The 19,534-nt window shown below is 61.8% G+C and carries 9 protein-coding genes; 6 read left to right on the top strand and 3 right to left on the bottom strand.

Annotated features, from left to right (window positions below; translation table 11 throughout):
* Positions 1-3: 3 nt before the first annotated feature.
* Positions 4-10,950 (bottom strand): amino acid adenylation domain-containing protein, encoded by a 10,947-nt coding sequence (locus ACI77I_RS12190; RefSeq protein WP_406997644.1) that lies wholly within the window; start codon positions 10,948-10,950, stop codon positions 4-6.
* 209 nt (positions 10,951-11,159) lie between these two features.
* Here ACI77I_RS12190 and ACI77I_RS12185 point away from each other — a divergent pair, with 209 nt between their 5' ends.
* Together ACI77I_RS12185 and ACI77I_RS12180 are read left to right on the top strand one after the other, a co-directional pair.
* Complete coding sequence (locus tag ACI77I_RS12185) at positions 11,160-11,411, top strand: type II toxin-antitoxin system HicA family toxin (RefSeq protein ID WP_094952018.1); 252 nt, start codon at positions 11,160-11,162, stop codon at positions 11,409-11,411.
* Positions 11,408-11,773, top strand: coding sequence for a type II toxin-antitoxin system HicB family antitoxin (locus ACI77I_RS12180; RefSeq protein WP_094952019.1), 366 nt, complete (start codon positions 11,408-11,410; stop codon positions 11,771-11,773). The genes ACI77I_RS12185 and ACI77I_RS12180 overlap by 4 nt, the downstream gene beginning before the upstream one ends.
* An 8-nt stretch (positions 11,774-11,781) precedes the next feature.
* Here the strand turns inward: ACI77I_RS12180 and ispC are convergent, their stop codons facing one another.
* Complete coding sequence (ispC, locus tag ACI77I_RS12175) at positions 11,782-12,963, bottom strand: 1-deoxy-D-xylulose-5-phosphate reductoisomerase (RefSeq protein WP_406997693.1); 1,182 nt, start codon at positions 12,961-12,963, stop codon at positions 11,782-11,784.
* A 283-nt stretch (positions 12,964-13,246) separates the two neighbouring features.
* Here ispC and ACI77I_RS12170 point away from each other — a divergent pair, with 283 nt between their 5' ends.
* The 4 genes from ACI77I_RS12170 to ispG are packed head-to-tail and all read left to right on the top strand — an operon-like array spanning position 13,247 to position 18,328.
* Positions 13,247-14,257, top strand: coding sequence for a terpene synthase family protein (locus ACI77I_RS12170; RefSeq protein ID WP_406997643.1), 1,011 nt, complete (start codon positions 13,247-13,249; stop codon positions 14,255-14,257).
* A gap of 28 nt (positions 14,258-14,285) precedes the next feature.
* Positions 14,286-16,106, top strand: coding sequence for a 1-deoxy-D-xylulose-5-phosphate synthase (gene dxs / locus ACI77I_RS12165; RefSeq protein WP_406997641.1), 1,821 nt, complete (start codon positions 14,286-14,288; stop codon positions 16,104-16,106).
* Complete coding sequence (gene ispH / locus ACI77I_RS12160; protein WP_406997640.1) at positions 16,103-17,032, top strand: 4-hydroxy-3-methylbut-2-enyl diphosphate reductase; 930 nt, start codon at positions 16,103-16,105, stop codon at positions 17,030-17,032. The genes dxs and ispH overlap by 4 nt, the downstream gene beginning before the upstream one ends.
* Before the next feature lie 18 nt (positions 17,033-17,050).
* Complete coding sequence (ispG, locus tag ACI77I_RS12155) at positions 17,051-18,328, top strand: flavodoxin-dependent (E)-4-hydroxy-3-methylbut-2-enyl-diphosphate synthase (protein ID WP_406997638.1); 1,278 nt, start codon at positions 17,051-17,053, stop codon at positions 18,326-18,328.
* Here the strand turns inward: ispG and ACI77I_RS12150 are convergent.
* Positions 18,296-19,468, bottom strand: a complete 1,173-nt coding sequence (locus ACI77I_RS12150; RefSeq protein ID WP_094952025.1) for an MFS transporter — start codon at positions 19,466-19,468, stop codon at positions 18,296-18,298. The two genes, ispG and ACI77I_RS12150, sit on opposite strands and share 33 nt — an antisense overlap.
* Between the last annotated feature and the right edge of the window lie 66 nt (positions 19,469-19,534).

Genomic DNA, 19,534 nt, shown 5'->3' with positions numbered 1-19,534 from the left:
GGTTCAAATCGCCTCTAGTTCGCTCAAAAAGTCACGAAGATCATCAAAATCTTCCGCGCTACCGGCGCGGAAGGTGGCAGCGGCCTGGGCATAAGCTCGCAACGTTTCGGTCTGGAACACTTCCACCAACGGCACCTCCAGCCCCAGCTCGGCTTGCACCCGCGACGTGATCTGGATCGCCAGCAGGGAATGGCCGCCAACCTCGAAGAAGTTATCGTCAAGGCCTACCCGCGGCAGGTGCAGAATCTCGGCCCAGATCGCGGCGATTTGCTGCTCCAGCTCGGTTTCGGGCGCTACGTAATGCTGCTGCATCAAGCTCGCGTCCGGCTCGGGCAAGCCCTTGCGGTCGAGTTTGCCGTTGGGGGTGAGTGGCATCTGTGCCAGGAACATGAAGTGGGTCGGCACCATGTAGTCCGGCAAACGGGTTTTCAGGGCACGGCGCAGGCTGTCGCGGAACTCGGTTTCGTTGACGTGGGCGATTGCCGGCACCACATACGCAACCAGTTGTTTGCCACTCGGGTTTTCCTGGGCCACAACCACGGTTTCACCGACGCTGTCCTGCTCACGCAGGCGCGCTTCGATCTCGCCCAGTTCGATACGGAAGCCGCGAATTTTTACTTGATGGTCGACACGGCCGAGGTAATCCACCACGCCATCCGCACGGCCACGAGTCAGGTCGCCGCTGCGATACACACGACTGCCGGGCTTGCCGAACGGGTCCGGCACAAAACGCTCGGCGGTGAGGGCCGGGCGCTCCAGATAACCACGGGCCACGCCCTCTCCGCCCAGGTACAACTCGCCGGCCACGCCAATCGGTTGCAGGTTGAGTTGTGCGTCCAGCACATAGCCGCTGCGGTTGCCCAGCAGTGTGCCGATGGGTGCGTAAACGGCGCCGCATGGGTCGCCTCGACGGGCTTTCCATAGCAGTGGCGTGACCACGGTTTCGGTCGGGCCGTAGCCGTTGAACAGGTAAGTCGGTTTCAGCGCGCGCCATGCCAGGTCGTAACTGGCTTGAGCGACGGCATCGCCGCCAAAACAGTAAACGCGTACCGCCGGTGGGTTACCGTCGCGTTCGGCATGCTCAGCCAACTGTTGCAGGTACACCGGCGGGAACACGGCCATCGTCACGTTGTGACGGTGCATTTGTGCGTAGGTGTATTCCGGCAGCCACAGGCTGTCGTCGCGGATCAAGACGCTGGCGCCATTGATCAGCGGGTGCATCCAGCCTTCGTGGGAACCGTCGAAGGCGAAGGACATAAAGTGCAGTTCGCAATCGGCCGGGCTGGTTTCGTAGCGCTCGCCGGTGGCGATGATGTGCGCCACCAACGGCCCATGAGAAACGGCCACGCCCTTCGGCATGCCGGTGGAGCCGGAGGTGTAAATCACATAGGCGAGGTTGTCGCCGTCCAGGTCGACTTGCGGCGCGGTGTCGCTGTAACCGCTCCACTCCTCTGTTCGGTCAATGGCCAAGGTAGCCAGGCCATCGGCGATCGGCAGTTGCTGCAAGGCGCTGGTGTGGGTCAGCAGCAGTTTGGCGCGGCTGTCTTGCATCATGTACAGCAGGCGATCACGCGGGTATTCAATGTCCAGCGGCACGTAGACGCCACCGGCTTTGAGCACGGCGAGAAACGCCACCATGATTTCGGCACTGCGCGGCATGGCAATCGCCACGCGCACTTCCGGGCCGACACCACGGGCGATCAGCGCGTGAGCCAGGCGATTGGCTTGGCGGTCCAATTCGCCGTACGTCAGGGTTTGCGCATCGAATTTGACCGCCACGGCATCCGGGTTTTCCCGTGCACGATCAGCGAACAACTCATGCACCAGGCGCTCGGCCGAGAAGCCCGAATCGGCGCGATTCCACAACTGCAAAATGTGCTGCTGCTCGTCATAGTCCAGCAGTTTCAACTGGCCGATACTCTGCTGTTGATCGGCAACCATCGCCTGCAACAGGTTCTGCCAATGGCGCGCCATGCGCTCGATGGTCGCAGGCTCGAACAAGTCGGTGGCATAGCTTAACGAGGCGCGCAGCTGTTCCTGGGACTCTTCGATATCCAGGGTCAGGTCGAACTGCGCGACCGTCTCGTCCCAACTGATCGGGCTCATCTGCAACTGCGCAAGGCGCTGCAAATGCTGACTGGCCAGGCTGATGTTGTGATTGAACGCGACCTGGAACAACGGGCTCAGGCTCAGGCTACGCTCGGGTTGCAGAGCTTCTACCAGTTGCTCGAACGGCAGGTCCTGATGCGCCTGCGCTTGCAGCGCGCGCTGCTTGACCTGGGCCAACAGCTTGGTAACAGTGAGGTGCCCATCGAGGTCGGCCTTGAGCACTTGAGTGTTGACAAAAAAGCCGATCAGGCGCTCGGTCTCGACCCGATTGCGGTTGGCAATCGGCACACCGACGCGGATGTCCTGCTGGCCGCTGTAGCGATGCAGCAAGACCTGATAAGACGCCAGCAACAGCATGAACAGCGTCACACCTTCACGCTGGGCCAGGGCTTTGAGCTCGTCCAGCAACGGCGCGGGCAGCGCAATATTCAAGCGTGCACCGCGATGTGTCGGCACCGCCGGGCGTTGATGATCGAACGGCAGCTCCAGTACCGGCTGCTCGCCACCGAGCGTTTCACGCCAATAATCGAGTTGACGCGCCTTCTCCCCCGCGTCCATCCAACTGCGCTGCCACGCAGCGTAGTCGGCATACTGGATCGGCAGCGCCGGCAGTTGCAACAACTGGCCCTGGCTGTGCGCCTGGTAGAGCTGCACCAGTTCGTCGACCATCACCTGCATCGACCAACCATCGGAGATAATGTGGTGCTGCACCAGCACCAACACGTGCTCATCTTCGGCCAGGCGCAACAGGCTGACACGCATCAACGGGCCTTGGCGCAAATCAAACGGCTCGGCGATCTGCGCTTGCACCTGGGCTTTGAGAGAGGCCTCAACGGACTCGATCAAGACCAGCTCGATGCGCGCCTGCGGGCTGATCACTTGTACGGTACGCCCGGCCTCTTGTTGCAGATGGGTGCGCAAGCTTTCATGGCGCGCCACCAGCGTATCGAAGGCACGCTGCAACGCGGCCTTATCCAGAACCCCCTTAAGGCGCAGCACGCTGGGCACATGATAGGCAGCGCTGGCGGGATCCAGCTGCCAGAGAAACCACTGGCGCTCTTGGGCGTAGGACAGTGCGAGCGGTTGCCCACGCTCCACCGCGACCAAAGGTTGCGAGGTTTGCACCTGCAACGCTGCGCACGCCGTCGCAAACCCTTGCAACGTCGGGTGTTCAAAGAGCGCCCGCAGGGGCACTTCGAGGCGCAGTTCATGCCGCACGCGGGAAACCACCTGGGTGGCCAACAACGAATGCCCGCCCAGCTCGAAGAAATGATCCGTGAGGCCCACCTGCTCGACCTGCAACACCGCCTGCCAGATCACCGCCAACTGCACTTGCAGCGGGGTTTGTGGCGCTACGTAGGCGTGTTGACGCACGTTCAGGTCAGGCCCCGGCAGCGCACGGCGGTCAAGCTTGCCGTTGTTGTTCAGCGGCAAGGCGTCAAGCACCAGCCAGTGCGCGGGCACCATGTAGTCCGGCAGCGACTGGCGCAAGGTTGCCGCCAGGGCTTGCCCGTCCAGGGTTTGACCGTGGGCGGGCACCACATAGGCGACCAATTGCATGCCCACCGCACTCGGCTGGGCGATGACGGCGGCTTCACGCACCGCCGGCAAGGCTTGCAGGCAGGCCTCGATCTCGCCCATTTCGATGCGGTAGCCGCGAATTTTGACCTGATGGTCGATACGACCGACGTACTCCAGCACCCCCGCCGCGTTGTAACGGGCCAAGTCGCCGCTGCGGTACAGCCGCGCGCCCGGCTCGCTAGAGAACGGGTCGGGCAGGAAGCGCTCGGCGGTCAAGGCCGGGCGGTCGAAATAACGCTGGGCCAGACCCGCCTCGGCGCCGATGCATAGCTCACCGACGCCGTCGGTGGCCAGCAGCTCGAAACCGCTGTCGAGCACATACAGCGAGCGGCCAGCGATGGCCCGCCCGATCGGCACACCGAACGCATCACTGGCATCCGCCAGTTGGCAGTCGTGCACGCTGGACACCACCGTCGCCTCGGTCGGCCCATAAGTATTGACCAGTCTTACGCCGCCCAGCCCGGCGGCATGCCAGGCACGCACGCCTTCCACCGACATGGCCTCGCCGCCCACATGCACTTGGCGCAGGTTGCCCAAGCTGCGGCGGTCGGCCGCGCACTCCTTGGCCAACAAATACCAGTAAGCGGCGGGCAAGTCGGCCAGGGTCACGTCTTGCTCGACGATCTCGCGCGCCAGTTGCCCGGCGTCCCACAGCTCATCGCCACGCATGATCAAGGCAGCCCCCACGCACAGCGGCGGGTAGCACTGCTCGACAAAGCCGTCAAAGCTAAAGGTGGCAAATTGCAGCACGCGGTCTTCGGCACACAGGCGGCTATACGCCTCGGCGCTGTCACAGAACTGACCGAGGGCGGCATGGTCGATGGCCACGCCTTTGGGCAGGCCGGTGGAGCCGGAGGTGTAGATCACATACGCCAGGTCGGCGGCCGCCGCATGGCTGGGTGGATTGGTTGCCGGGTAGCTGTCCAGTTCTTCACCGAAGGCGCTGAAATCAACGCGGATCAACCCTTGCGGCAGCGGCAGATCGGCGAGCAACCCGGTTTCGCTGAGCAGCAGGTCCAGGCGACTGTCCGCGAGCATGTAGGCCAGGCGCTCGGCTGGGTATTTCGGGTCCAGCGGCACATAGGCAGCGCCGCTTTTGAGCACCGCCAGCAGGCTGACGATCAACTGCGGGCCACGCCGACTGGCCAGGCCGACGCGCTGGCCCGGCCCTGCGCCGAGCGCCAGCAAGCGGTGGGCCAGGCGGTTGGCGCGCTGATTGAGCTGGGCGTAGCTCAGGCGCTCACTGCCCGCCTGTACCGCCAGCGCGTCAGGCGTAGCATGGGCCTGGGCAGCGATGCGCTCGTGCACACGCTGATGACGCGGCGCAGCACCAACGGATTGGCTGAGGCTGAGTACTTGGTGCTGCGCGGCGGCGTCCAGCAGTTGCAGGTTGCCCAGTGCCACACCCGCATCCGCCACCAGCTGCGTCAACAGGTGACGCAGGTTAGCGCCCAGTTGCGTGACCTGTTGCTCGCTGAAGTGGGCACGGTCGTAGCTGAATTCCAGACGCAGGCTGGCGCCCAACTCAACGCCCAGGGTCAGCGGGTAGTGAGTGCGTTCGTGGTTGTGCATCCGGCCGAAGGTCAGGCCGGCGGGCGCGCCTTGCTTCAACGCTTCGGCCACCGGGAAGTTTTCGAACACCAGCAAGGTGTCGAACAACGCACCTTGTTGACCGGCCCACGCCTGGATGTCGTAGAGCGGCACGTGTTCATGGTCGCGCAAGCTCAGGTTCAGGGCTTGCAGCTCACCGAGCCAAGCGCTGGCCGACTGAGCGGGTGAGGCCGCACTGATGATCGGCAAAGTGTTGATGAACAAGCCCAGTTGCTGCTCGATCCCCGGCAATGGCGCCGAACGCCCGGCAACGGTGGCGCCGAACGCCACGCAATCCTGGCCGGTGTAGCGTTGCAGCAAGAGGCCCCAGGCGGCTTGCAGCACGGTATTGAGCGTGATTTTTTGTTGGCGGGCAAACTCGCCAAGCGCGTGGGTAAAGCCGTCGTCCAGTGTCACTTGATGGTCAGCCATGCCCACGCCGTCGACCGGCGCACGTAGTGCTTGGGCCAGCAACGTTGGCGCTTGCAACGGCGCCATGGCCGCTTTCCAGAACGCCTCTCCCGAAGGTTGCTGTTGCAGCCAGCCCAGGTAATCGCGGAACTGCCCCAGCGGCGCCTCCAAGGTCTGGCCTGCATAGTGGGCAATCACTTCGCCGAGCAACTGCGCATTACTCCAGCCATCCATGAGGATGTGGTGGCTGGTGAAGATGAAGTGCCAGGCAGACCCGACGCCGCGCACCAGCATCAGACGAAACAGCGGTGCGGCATTCAATTCAAAGCCGCGTGAGCGCTCGGCATCGGCAAGGGCATCAAGGTCGGCATTCACGTCTTCGATCACCTGCAACTGCACGTCGACCTGACGCTTGATCACCTGATGAGCACTGTCCAGGCCCAGCCAGTGGAAGCTGCTACGCAAGATGTCATGGCGGTCCAGCGCCGCTTGCCAGGCACGGCCAAAGGTCAGCAGGTCCAGGCCTTCAATGTCCAGGCGCAGCTGGTTGATATAGGCCTGGGCCTCGGGTTCGTACAAGGTGTGAAACAGCATGCCCTGTTGCATCGGCGACAGCGGGTAGAGGTCGGCGATGTCCGGCCCGGCCACGGGCAGTGCATCCAGCTGCTGCTGGGTCAGGCATGCCAGCGGGAAGTCCGATGGTGTCACCTGCCCAGCAGGCGTTGCGCAGCAATGCTCGATCAAAGCCTTGAGTTCCGTGGCGTAGTCATCGGCCAGGCGCTGAATAGTGGCGGCGTTGAACATCTCGCGGCTGAAGCCCCATTGCAGCGACAGCTCACCGCCATACACCTGCCCTTCCACCGTCAGCCAGTTGGCCAACGGCGCTTCCGGGTCCTGGGCCTGGCCACTGCCTTGCGCGGCGGGCACGAACAACGCCGACTCGTTGAACTGGCGGTCGAACTGCCCCAGGTAGTTGAAGGTGATACACGGCGCAGCCAAGCCGGCCAGGGTTTCGCGCGATTTCGGGCTGCCCAGGTAGCGCAGCAGGCCGTAGCCCAGGCCTTTATCCGGGACGGCGCGCAGTTGCTCTTTGACGGATTTGATCGCGTCCGACAGCTCGCCCTGGGCCTGCAAACGTACCGGAAACAGGCTGGTGAACCAGCCGACCGTGCGGCTCAGATCGATGGTGTCGAACAGGTCTTCGCGACCATGCCCTTCCAGTTGAATCAAAGCCGCGTGGCCGCTCCAACGGCTGATTACTCGCGTCAGCGCCGTCAGCAGCAGGTCGTTGACCTGGGTGCGATAGGCCGCCGGGGCGTCTTGTAGCAGTTGGCGGGTGAGCTCCGCATCGAGGCGGGTTTCGAGCTGGGTGCCCAGGCGGTTTTGCAGGCCGCCCTGAGGGTTGTCGCACGGCAGGTCGGCGTCGCTGGACTGTGCTTGCCAAAAGGCTAATTGATCATCAAGGGTTTGCGCGTGGGCCTGCAGTTGTTGCGCCCATTGCTGGTAGCTGCTGGTCTTGGCCGGCAATGCGGCTTCTCGATAAGCCTGTTGCAGGTCTTCCAGCAGGATGCGCCAGGACACGCCGTCGACCACCAAGTGATGGACCACCAGCAGCAGGCGCTGGGTGCCATCGGCCATCTGCACTAACGCTGCACGCAACAATGGGCCTTGCTGCAGGTCCAGGCTGCGCTGGGCTTCATCGCACAACGCGGCCAATTGCGTGTCATCGCTTGCAGAGGATTGCCATAGCGCCGGCTCGTTGACGGGCGCGCCGTGGGCTTGCTGCCAGGTGTCGCCCTGCTGCACAAAACGCAGGCGCAACACGTCGTGGTGGTTGATCAGTTGCGTCAGCGCCGCTTCCAGGCGTGCAGGCTCCAGCGCCTCACGCGGCGTCAGCAGCAGCGACTGGTTCCAATGCTGACGTGCCGGGATTGCCTGGGCGAAAAAGCTTTGCTGCACGGGCGTCAGGATCACGTCACCGGTCACCGGGCCTTGATCGATAACGGCCGCCTGTTCAAACGCGGCCACCAGCGCCAGGCTACGCACGCTTTGGTACTGGAACAGGTCGCGCGGGCTGAGGCGAATGCCTGCCTGGCGCGCGCGGCTGACCACCTGGATGGAGATGATCGAATCGCCGCCCAGCTCGAAGAAGTTGTCGTCCAGACCGACTGGGGCGACGCCGAGCACGTCACTCCAGATCGCCGCCAGGGCCTTTTGCAATTCGCTGGAAGGCGCAATAAAGGCGTGTTGCGGCGCCGCATCTGGCACCGGCAATGCCTTGCGGTCGAGCTTGCCGTTGGCGGTCACTGGCAGTTTGGCCAAGTGCACCATATGGGTCGGCACCATGTATTCCGGCAGACTGCTGAGCAGCCACGCCTTGAGGTCGGTCGGCGCTTCGCCTTCGAGCACCAGGTACGCGACCAACTGCTTACCACCCTGCACCAGCACCACCGCCTCGCGCACTGAAGGATGTTGCATCAGGCGCGTTTCGATTTCGCCCAATTCGATACGCAGGCCTCGCAGCTTCACTTGATGGTCGAGACGGCCAAGGTATTCGATCACGCCATCGGCGCGCTGGCAGACGCGGTCGCCGGTGCGATAGAGGCGCTCGCCGTGGATAAACGGGCTGGGTACAAAACGCTCGGCCGTCAGCGCGGGGCGACGGTGGTAGCTGCGCGCCAGGCCGGTGCCGCCCAGGTACAGCTCGCCGGCAACACCGGCTGGCACCGGGTTGAGTTGGGCGTCGAGTACGTAGGTGGCAAGGTTGGCGATCGGACGGCCGATGGGCACGCTGTCGGCGCCTTCGTCGACGCAAGTCCAGTGGGTCACGTCGATGGCAGCTTCGGTCGGGCCATAGAGGTTGAACAAACCCGCCGTTGGCAGCTTCGCGAACACCTGCAGTTGCGCGTCCAGTGGCAAGGCTTCACCGCTGCACACGATGCGCTTGAGGCTGGCACAGGCTTGCACGCCCGGCTCATGGATAAACGCCTGCAGCATCGACGGCACGAAGTGCAAGGTGGTGATGGCGTGGCGGCCAATGGTTTCGATCAGGCGGGCCGGCTCGCGGTGCTCCCCAGGGGCCGCGACCACCAAGCGGGCGCCGGTCATCAGCGGCCAAAAGAATTCCCATACCGACACGTCAAAACTGAACGGAGTTTTCTGCAGGACCGCATCGCTGGCGTCTAAACCATAGGCCTGTTGCATCCAGCACAAACGGTTGACCAACGCGCGATGGCTGTTGCCGGCACCCTTGGGTTTGCCGGTGGAGCCGGAGGTGTAGATCACGTAAGCCAAGTTCAGCGCCTGGATAGCCACGGCCGGCGATTCGCTGCTGTAGCCGTCGAGCCAACCGGGCGCCTGATCCAAGGCGATCACCTGGACGTTTTCAGTCGGCAGTGACGCCAGCAGGCGCTGCTGACTGAGCAGCAGCGCGATGCCGCTGTCTTCGATCATGTAGGCCAGGCGTTCCTGGGGATATTCTGGGTCCAACGGCACGTAGGCGCCGCCGGCCTTGAGGACCGCGAGCAGGCCTACCACCATTTCGATGGATCGCTCGACACACACGCCCACCAGCACGTCCGGGCCCACGCCCTGCTCGCGCAAGGCGTGCGCCAGTTGGTTGGCGCGGGCATTGAGTTGGGCGTAGGTCAAGGTGGTTGCGCCACACACCAAGGCCGGCGCGTCCGGCGTGCACTGCACTTGATCTTCGATCAGTTGGTGGATGCCGCGCTCGGTCGGATAGGCTTCGCCGGTCTGGTTCCACGCATGGATCAGCACGTGTTGCTCATCGGCCGCCAGCATCGGCAACTCACCAATGCGCTGTTCGCCATCGGCCACCATGGCCTGCAACAGGCTGATCCAGTGCTGGGCCATGCGCGCAATAGACGGCGCATCGAACAGGTCATTGGCATAGGTCAGCGCGGCATGCAGGGTGCCGGATTTCTCGAAGGTGTCGAGGGTCAGGTCGAATTGGGTGGTACGGCTTTGCCACTCAACCAGTGACAGTTCGAGGCCGGAGGCGGTGCTGACCGAAGCGATATCGGCCACTACCGGCTGGTGGTTGTACATCACTTGGAACAGCGGCGTGTGGCTAAGGCTACGCTCGACGTTCAGCGCTTCCACCAGACGCTCGAACGGCAACTCCTGATGGTCCTGGGCGCCCAGCGCGTGTTCCTTGATGCCTTGCAGCAGCTCGGCAACGCGGGTCTGCCCGGTCAGTTCGGTGCGCAGTACCTGGGTGTTGACGAAGAAGCCGATCAGCCCTTCGACTTCACTGCGGTTACGGTTGGCGATGGGCACGCCGACGCGGATATCGCCCTGCCCGGTGTAGCGGTGCAGCAGCACATTGAAGGCGCCCAACAGCAGCATGAACAGGGTGACGTTGTGCTGTTGCGCACAGCTGCGCAATTGCGCGGCCAGGCCCGGATCAATGGCGAAATTATGGCGAGTGCCTTGGTAGCTGGGCATGGCCGGGCGCGAGCGATCCGTCGGCAATTCCAATACCGGATGCTCATCGCCCAGGCGCGCCTGCCAGTACTCCAGCTGACGCGCCTGTTCGCCCGCTTCCAGCCAGCGGCGCTGCCACAGGGCGTAATCGCTGTACTGGATCGGCAGCGTCGGCAATTGCGGCGCCTCGTTGCGCTCGTGGGCGTCGTAGCAGCGGATGAACTCGTCGATCAGCACGTTCATCGACCAACCGTCGGAGACGATGTGGTGCAGGGTCAGCAGCAGCACGTGCTCCTGCGCGTCGAGCTTGAGCAATTGCACGCGCAGCAGCGGGCCGTGTTCAAGGTCGAACGCCAGCAGCGATTGACGCGTCGCAGCTTGGTTGACGGCCAGCTCCCGCTCAGCGGCGGCCAAGGCACTCAAGTCCAGGTGCTCGACGGCCAGCGACGGTTCTAGCGCAACCTGGGTCAGGCGCTCATCGGCCTGACGCTGGAACACTGTGCGCAAAGTTTCATGCCGAGCTACCAGGCTGGCGAAGGCTTGCTCCAGCGCACGCAGGCTGAGCGCCCCCTTGAGCCGCACGGCGCCGGGCAGGTTGTAGGCGCCGCTGGCCGGGTCCAATTGCCACAGAAACCACATGCGCTGCTGGGCGTAGGACAACGCTTGGCGATCCTGCGCCTCAACCCCTGCCGGAATCGGAAACCGGGAAAAATCCACGCCTTCTTTCTGCAGGGCCTGCAGGAACACTTGGCGTTTTTCCAGAGGCAACCCGATAAACCGGCGAGCAAGTTTCAAGGAGTCTTCAGCATTCATTTCTTGGAGTCCGGAGCAATAGGCAGGAAGCACAAAGGCACGTCGTCCCTATAAAACGAACCGGGCGGGGAAAAATTAGCGGGGGATGAATGGCTTGGAGCGAGGCGTCATCAAGGGTTACATCAATTTTCAGGAAAGACACTCCAAGCCGAGCTAGCATTGACCAACACCACTTTTGCAACTACATTTAGTTACACGCAGGGAACGCCGTGTCCAAAAATGAAAAGCTGCTCGCCAAACTGCTCAATGAGCACATGGCCTTTACTTGGCCAGAGCTCGTAACGCTGCTGCATCGTCTTGGCTACACACAGATTGAAGGGGCTGGAAGCCGGGTCAAATTCGACATCGGCGACCCCAGTGCAATGATCACCTTGCACAGGCCTCACCCCGGCAACGAACTGAAACATTACATTCGGCGCCAGATCATCGAACAATTGAAATCAGGAGAACTGATTCAGTGAACAACCAACTGAAACACAACGGCTACATCGGCTCTATCGAAGCCAGCCTCGAAGACAATTGCCTGTTTGGCAAAGTGCTGTTTATCAAGGCGCTGGTCAGCTATGAGGGTAAAACGGTCGCAGAGCTGGACGCGGCCTTTCGTGAGGCGGTAGACGACTATCTCGCTACATGCCACACCCTTGGGCAGACACCGGAGAAGCCGTGCAAGGGTTCATTCAACGTGCGGGTCGGCCATGACCTGCATCTGGCTGCGGCCCTGGCGGCGGCCCGTAAGAAAGTGACGCTCAATGACCTGACACGCCAGGCGCTGGATGAGTTTTTGCAACATCACAGCGCGGATGCCTACCCTGCGGTTGGCTGATGCCTGGCCTAAACCGTCGCTGCGCAGATCTTCACCTGCGCTCGCGCCAATCGACGTGCCTGGTGATCCAGGTCAAGGATGGCCTCAAGGCCGGAGTGGTTCGGTAGGTCAATATGCTGCAACGCCTGCTCTACCACCTGCGAAATTTGGGTAAACCGAATACGTCGCCCCAGAAATGCCTCGACTGCCACCTCGTTAGCGGCATTCAAGGCGGCACTGGCCCGGGCCCCGTCGGCCAATACCTGCATTGCCAGGCCCAGACAGGGAAAACGTCCCACGTCGGGGTGTTCAAACGTCAACCCGCCAAAGCTCGTCAAGTCCAGTGGTGCGACGCCCGACTCAATCCGCTGTGGATACGCCAGGGCGTGGGCCACAGGCATGCGCATGTCGGGGTTGCCCAGTTGCGCCATCACCGACTGATCACGAAATACCACCATGGAATGCACCACGCTTTGCGGATGGATGAGGGCTTCGATGCGCTCGGCAGGCAGGTTGAATAACCAATGGGCCTCAATGATTTCCAACCCCTTGTTCATCATGGTTGCGCAATCCACGGAGATCTTACGGCCCATGGACCAATTGGGATGAGCACAGGCTTGCTCAGGGGTTACTTCGCCCAAGCTGTCCAAGGGTCTGTTCTTGAATGGGCCACCGGAGGCCGTGAGTATCAGGCGATTTACCCCTTCGAATGAACCCTGGCAACCTTGCAGGCACTGAAAGATCGCATTGTACTCACTGTCGAGAGGGATTACGGTTGCGCCGGCGTCGGCGGCCGTCCGAATAAATAAAGCCCCCGATATGACCAGCGCCTCCTTGTTGGCCAAGAGGATTTTCTTGCCCGCCTGCGCGGCACTCAAGGTCGGCAACAAATCCGCGGCACCCACAATAGCCGCCACCACCGTGTCGATTTGAGGCTCTCGCGCGGCGCTACACAGCGCATCGACACCACATAACACCTCAGTGCGCAGGCCCGCCGCCAGCAAATGAGCCTGCAACTCAATGGCGTGTTGCGGTTCGCTGACCACCGCTATCGCGGGTTGAAAGCGCAAACATTGCTGGTACAGCTTGTCCATACGCGTATGGGCGGTAAGCCCATGTACCACTAATGTCTCGGGGTGACGCGCGACTACATCCAGAACACTGTCGCCGACCGACCCGGCTGAACCGAGAACGAGCAGGCGTTGCACCATGGTCTTGCCATCCTTTTTGGTCATTCGTGCCAAGCAATACTAGGCGCCCCTCACTGTTTTACAACGGCACATACATACCGACTTACGATTAACCAAATGCCCTTTACTTCTAGGGTGGTGCCTATCGCCTTTCCCAAACACTTCAATTCCAAATCAAACTAACCGACAGGTTGTTTTTTGCGCCACAGCGTCTAAGTTATATAACTTCTACCTACTACTTTTTTGCGCTTCTATCCTTGGTCCGCAGTACCGTCCAATGGCGTAGACACTTCGGAGTCTTGCTATGAACGAATCGCTGTCCCTTCCCGTCTTCTCTTTTAAGTGGCCTGATGCCTGTTCGCCGCATGCGCAAGTAGTAGAAAACCATGTCATCGAGTGGGTCGAGAAACACCAACTGATGCCCAACAGCAACCTTCGCGCCCACACAGTCAGGTGCCGTTACGGTTGGCTGGCGGCGCGCTGTTACCCCACCGCCCCACTCGAACTACTGAACACCATCGCCGACTACATCGCCTGGCTGTTTCTGGTAGACTATTTGTTCTTCGACTGCGCGCAGGTCCCATCACCCCGCACCGTGGCCCATATCACCGCGATTATCGACGTACTTGACCTGAACACTGCCCAACGGCAGCCCGAATTCGGCGAGCGCGCCCTGCTGGATATCTGCCAACGGTTGAGAAGACACCTGGACGCGGAGCGCTTTGCCCACTTCGCCAATGGTTCACGCATGATTTATGGCGGCGTCGCACTGCAGATCCTGGCACATATAAATAGTGAACCCGTGACGCTGCGCCAGTACCGCTGTCTCCGGCGGCATGGCAGCGGCATGATTCCCGCGATGGCCCTGGTCGACGCCGCCAGCCCCTTACCTCTGGAAGGCGAAGTGCGATTTTCTGCCGAGATCGAACAACTCGAAGACAGTACCAATACCATCGTCAGTTTGACCAATGACATTTTTAGCTTGAGCACTGAACTCAAACAAACTGGACTGCATGAAAACATGGTCACTCTGCTGGCGGGTCAAGGCCATACATTGCAAGAAGGTATTGATATAACTGCGGATAAAATACGCACTGAAATAAACAACTTCACTCAACATTCAAACCAACTTCTTGTCAACGCGAGCCCCGCCCTCAAGTACTACATTGACGGCTTGATGCATTGGATAAGCGGCCATCAACGTTGGTTGGAGATCGATACCTCTCGTTATCGCGCAGCGCTTTTCGACAGTGATGCAGACCAGCGCTCGATGGCCCATGCCATTCAATGTGCGCACAGCGTGACGACGTCCTGAAGCCTCGTACCGCTGAGGAAATCCTGCCATGTTCGAACTCCTCGACACCGTCGACAGCCCTTCGCGCCTAAGGGCCTTGCAGTCCGCCGCCCTAGGGCCGCTGGCTGATGAACTACGGGGCTTTATTCTGCAAAGCGTGAGCGCTACAGGGGGCCATCTTTCGGCCAACTTGGGCAGCGTAGAACTGACCATTGCCCTGCATTACGTGTTCAACACTCCGGATGACCGAATTATCTGGGATGTCGGGCATCAGTCCTATGCCCACAAGATCCTTACCGGACGCCGCAAGGAGATGGGCGGGATTCGCCAATTTGGCGGAATTTCGGGGTTTGCGCGCCGTTGTGAGTCCTGTTATGACTGCTTCGGCACAGCGCATGCCAGCACCTCGATCTCGGCCGCGCTGGGTATGGCCCTCGCGGCTCGCACCCTCAGGCAGTCGCGCCACTGCATTGCAGTGATCGGCGACGGCGCCCTGAGCGGCGGCATGGCCTTTGAAGCGCTGAACAATGCGGGCGTATTCCGCGACCTGCCGTTCCTGGTGATTCTCAACGATAACGACATGTCGATCTCGCCCTCGGTGGGCAGGCTGCGCGAACACCTGGGCGCCCTGACCGCAGACCGCAATGGCGACCACGACGCCGGCCTGTTCAAGGCGCTGGGCCTTGCGTACAACGGCCCCATCGACGGGCATAACCTCGATGAACTGGTGACCGCCCTGCGTGAACTGAAAACCCGCCGTGGGCCGCAGTTGCTGCATATCGTCACCGAAAAAGGCCATGGCTATGGCCCGGCAGCCACTGACCCGGTGCTCTATCACGGGCCGGGTAAGTTCGACCCGATAGAGGGGATTCACCCTGCGGCTGCGGGTGCGCTCACCTATACGCAGGTATTTGGCCAGTGGCTGGCGGATGAAGCCGAGCGTAACCCGCGAGTGGTGGTGATCACCCCGGCCATGCGCGAAGGCTCAGGCCTGGTCGCATTCGAACGACGTTTTGCCGAGCGCTACTTCGATGTTGGAATCGCCGAGCAACATGCGCTGACCTTCGCCGCCGGGCTGGCCGCCGAAGGCCTGAAACCAGTGGTGGCGATCTACTCGACGTTCCTGCAGCGAGGTTATGACCAACTGATCCATGACATCGCCCTGCAGCAACTGCCTGTGGTGTTTGCCATTGATCGCGCTGGCATCGTGGGGGCCGATGGTGCCACCCACATGGGCGCCTTCGATATCGCGTATTTGCGCTGCATCCCTCATCTCACCATCATGGCGCCGGCCGACGAGCAGGAATGCCGGCAGATGCTGCACACCGCAGTACAACAACCGGGCCCGTGCGCGGTGCGTTATCCACGAGGCTCGGGCAGCGGTATCTCACCTTCACCCGAGCTGACCGAACTACCGATGGGTAAAGGCGAGATCCGCCGCGCCTGCACCCAGGCCTACGGGAAACGCATCGCGATCCTGGCCTTTGGCTCAATGACGCAACAAGCGTTGGAAGCTGCAGAGTTGCTCGACGCTACGGTGGCTAACATGCGTTTTATCAAACCCCTGGACCGTGACTTGATCCAGACGCTGGCGCGCGAACATGATTGGCTGGTGACCGTCGAAGAAGGCTGCATCATGGGGGGTGCAGGGTCGGCCTGCCTGGAGTGCCTGGCCAGCCAGAATATACGCCCTCCACTGCTGCAACTGGGGTTGCCCGACCACTTTATCGAACATGGTACGCCCGAGCAGCTGTTGAGCCATTACGGCCTGGACGCCCTCGGTATCGCGCATTCGATACACCGGTTCGCCCATGAACAACAGCTGGGGTACCCGTCGCCCTGCGACACACTGGCGAGTGCACAAGCATGAACATTATCCTGGCCCAACCGCGAGGTTTCTGTGCCGGCGTCGTGCGCGCCATCGATACGGTCGAGCAGGCCTTGGAGCAATTCGGCGCACCGGTCTACGTACGCCACGAAATCGTGCACAACCGCCATGTGGTTCAGACACTGCGGGACCAAGGTGCCGTTTTTGTCGACGAACTGGAGCGCGTGCCGGTCGGTGCCCTGACCATTTTCAGCGCACACGGGGTGGCGCGTGAAGTGGAACGCCAGGCGTTAGAGCGTCAACTTCAAGTGGTCGATGCTACGTGCCCGCTGGTGACCAAGGTGCATAACCACGCCCGCCAATACGCCGCGAAAGGTTATCAATTGATCCTGATCGGCGAACCCGGGCACCCGGAAGTCATCGGCATCCTTGGCCAGGTAGACGCGCCAATCACCTTGATTCAGACCGTCGAACAGGTCCGGGCCCTCGATTTTCCTGCCGATACCCTACTGGCCTACCTCACCCAGACCACGCTGAGCGTGGATGATACCCGCACCGTAGTCAAAACCCTGACGCAACGCTATCCCAACATTGTCGGGCCCGACGCCCGCGATATTTGCTATGCGGTGCAGAACCGCCAACAGGCCGTACGTGAGCTCTGCGCCCAAGTGGATGTGCTGCTGGTAGTCGGCAACGCCAACAGCGCAAACGCCACAACCTTGTGCAAGCAGGCTAACGACAGCGGCACGCCCAGCTACCTTGTGAGCGACGGCAGTGAGGTGGATACCCGATGGTTTACACCAGAAATGAGCGTTGGGATCAGCGCAGGCGCTTCAACCCCGGAGGTCTCGGTACAGGACGTGATCGCTGCCCTGGCACGGTTTGCCCCGCTGCACATCCAGACCTTGCCAGGGCGCGAAGAGCATGTGCAGTTTCGCCTGCCTCCCGGACTGATTGCCCGGCAATAAGCCAGAGGAGGCACTGCCATGAACGTCCCCATTGCGCGTCGCGTCACCCGCCAGGTGCAGATCGGCACACTCAACCTTGGCAGCGACGGGCCGATCGTGGTCCAGGCCATGACCAATACTGACACCGCCGATGCCCAAGCCACCGCGGCCCAGGTGGAAAGTCTGGCCCGCGCGGGCACGGAGCTGGTACGCATCACCGTCAACAGTCATGAGGCCGCCGCCCAAGTGGCGACCATCCGCGAATTGCTGGATCGACGTACTGTTGAAGTGCCCCTGGTGGGCGACTTTCACTTCAACGGCCATCGCCTGCTGACGGCTTACCCGGAGTGCGCCCAGGCCCTGGCCAAGTACCGGATCAACCCCGGCAATGTCGGCAAGGGTTCACGACGCGATGAGCAATTCTGCCAAATGATCGAAGTCGCTTGCCGCTATGACAAGCCGGTGCGCATCGGAGTCAATTGGGGCAGCCTCGACTCGGACCTTCTGGCACGCATGATGGATGCCAATGCCGCCCTCCCCACGCCACTGGCGGCCGACGCGGTGATGCGCGAGGCGTTGGTGGTTTCGGCGCTCGACAACGCCCAGCGGGCGGTTGAAGTCGGGTTACCTGCGGACCATATCGTGTTGTCGGCCAAAGTCAGCCATGTGCAGGATCTGATTGCGGTCTATCGAAACTTGGCGGCGAGCTGTGACTTTCCCTTACACCTGGGGTTGACTGAAGCCGGCATGGGCTCCAAAGGCATCGTCGCGTCGACGGCCGCGCTGGCCGTGCTGCTGCAGGAAGGTATCGGCGACACCCTGCGCATTTCCCTCACACCACCACCTCGCGGTGAGCGCACCCAGGAAGTCCACGTGGCCCAGCAGATCCTGCAAACCATGGGTCTGCGCGCTTTTACGCCACAGGTGGTGGCGTGCCCAGGATGCGGGCGCACCACCAGTGTGTTTTTCCAGGAACTGGCGCAGCGCATCGAAGGTTTTCTGCACGAACAGACACCGCTGTGGCGCGCCCAGTACCCCGGGGTCGAGCGCCTGCAAGTGGCCGTCATGGGCTGCGTGGTCAATGGGCCCGGGGAAAGTCGCTTGGCCGACATCGGCATCTCTTTGCCTGGTGCAGGTGAACACCCTTCGGCCCCGGTCTATATGGATGGCGAACGGGTCATGACGCTAAAGGGCCAAACCATCGCCGAAGACTTTATCCGGTTACTGGAGGCCTACGTTGCCGCGCGTTTCGGCCATCAGAAACAGGCCCTGACGGCCCTGCTCTCAACCCAGGCGCCGATAGCCCAGCAACGCTGAGCCCAGCACCACCGCGCCCGCCACCAACGCCACCCAGAACCCGCTGGTGGCGCCAAACTGGTCGATCATCCAACCCGAGCTGGCCGCACCGATAGCCACGCCGATGCTCAAGCCGGTGATCAGCCAAGTCATGCCTTCGGTGAGGCGACTGGGCGGGACGACCTGTTCCACGAGGGCCATGGACACGATCAGCGTAGGTGCAAAGAACAGACCGGAAATAAACACCGCCACGGCCAGCCCGGGAATATGGTTTACCAGCAGCAACGGCAAGGTGGTCAACGCTGTCGCCACACCGCAGAACAGGAACTGGCGTGGCAACGAGGCCTTGAGCTTGAGTGTGCCAAAGGCCAACCCCGCCAGGCACGAGCCGATGGCATACACCGAGAGCACGATGCTCGCCGCCGCCGGCTGACCCTGCTGCTGGGCAAAGGCGACGCTGACCACATCAACCACGCCAACGATGACGCCCATGGCCAGCAGCAGGGTCATCAGGATCAGCACCGAAGGTGAGGCGATCAGCCAGCGACCGTGATGGCCGTGGTGTTCATGCACTGGCGGCTCAGTCGCGCGTTGCAGCACGAAGGTGGTCACGCCCACCGCCAACAGCAGCGCGGCTACCAACGGCCCGGCCTCCGGGAACAGCACCACGCTCAGGCCCACCGAGATCGGCGGGCCGATAATGAAACACACCTCATCGAGCACCGACTCCAGGGCAAACGCGGTCTGCAATTTGGGTTGTCCCCGATACAACTCGGTCCAGCGCGCCCGCACCATGGCCGACATATTGGGCATGCAACCGGCCAAAGCGGCAAACACAAACAATGTCCAGCTCGGCGCCTGAAGCCGGGTGCATAACAGCAACAGCAACAACGCCCCGCCGCCGATCAGTGCCGCCAGCGGCAGCACCCTGCCCTGGCTATAACGGTCCACCAACCGCGAAACCTGCGGCGCGCAAAACGCCGTGGCCAAGGCAAACACCGCTGCCACCGCGCCCGCCAGGCCATAGCCGCCATGCACTTGCGAAAGCATGGTGATCAGGCCGATACCGACCATCGATATCGGCATGCGCGCCAGCATGCCGGCCAATACAAAAGCCCGACTGCCTGGGGCCTGGAACAACTCGGCGTAGGGGTTTGCCATCCTGCTTGACCTCTTCCTCAGCGCCTTGAAACTTGCTATCTGCAGTCATCAAGGCAACATACATAC

The sequence above is a fragment of the Pseudomonas sp. D47 genome (assembly GCF_045447305.1).
GTDB lineage: Bacteria > Pseudomonadota > Gammaproteobacteria > Pseudomonadales > Pseudomonadaceae > Aquipseudomonas.
The sequence above is the reverse complement of the archived record's forward strand: the minus strand, read 5'-3'. Positions and strand labels throughout refer to the sequence as shown.

Excerpts from the sequence above, each read along its gene's own strand:
- ACI77I_RS12190 (WP_406997644.1), bottom strand. The coding sequence starts at position 10,950 with ATGAATGCTGAAGACTCCTTGAAACTTGCTCGCCGGTTTATCGGGTTG.
- ispC (WP_406997693.1), bottom strand. The coding sequence starts at position 12,963 with ATGGTGCAACGCCTGCTCGTTCTCGGTTCAGCCGGGTCGGTCGGCGAC.
- ACI77I_RS12170 (WP_406997643.1), top strand. The coding sequence starts at position 13,247 with ATGAACGAATCGCTGTCCCTTCCCGTCTTCTCTTTTAAGTGGCCTGAT.
- dxs (WP_406997641.1), top strand. The coding sequence starts at position 14,286 with ATGTTCGAACTCCTCGACACCGTCGACAGCCCTTCGCGCCTAAGGGCC.
- ispH (WP_406997640.1), top strand. The coding sequence starts at position 16,103 with ATGAACATTATCCTGGCCCAACCGCGAGGTTTCTGTGCCGGCGTCGTG.
- ispG (WP_406997638.1), top strand. The coding sequence starts at position 17,051 with ATGAACGTCCCCATTGCGCGTCGCGTCACCCGCCAGGTGCAGATCGGC.
- ACI77I_RS12150 (WP_094952025.1), bottom strand. The coding sequence starts at position 19,468 with ATGGCAAACCCCTACGCCGAGTTGTTCCAGGCCCCAGGCAGTCGGGCT.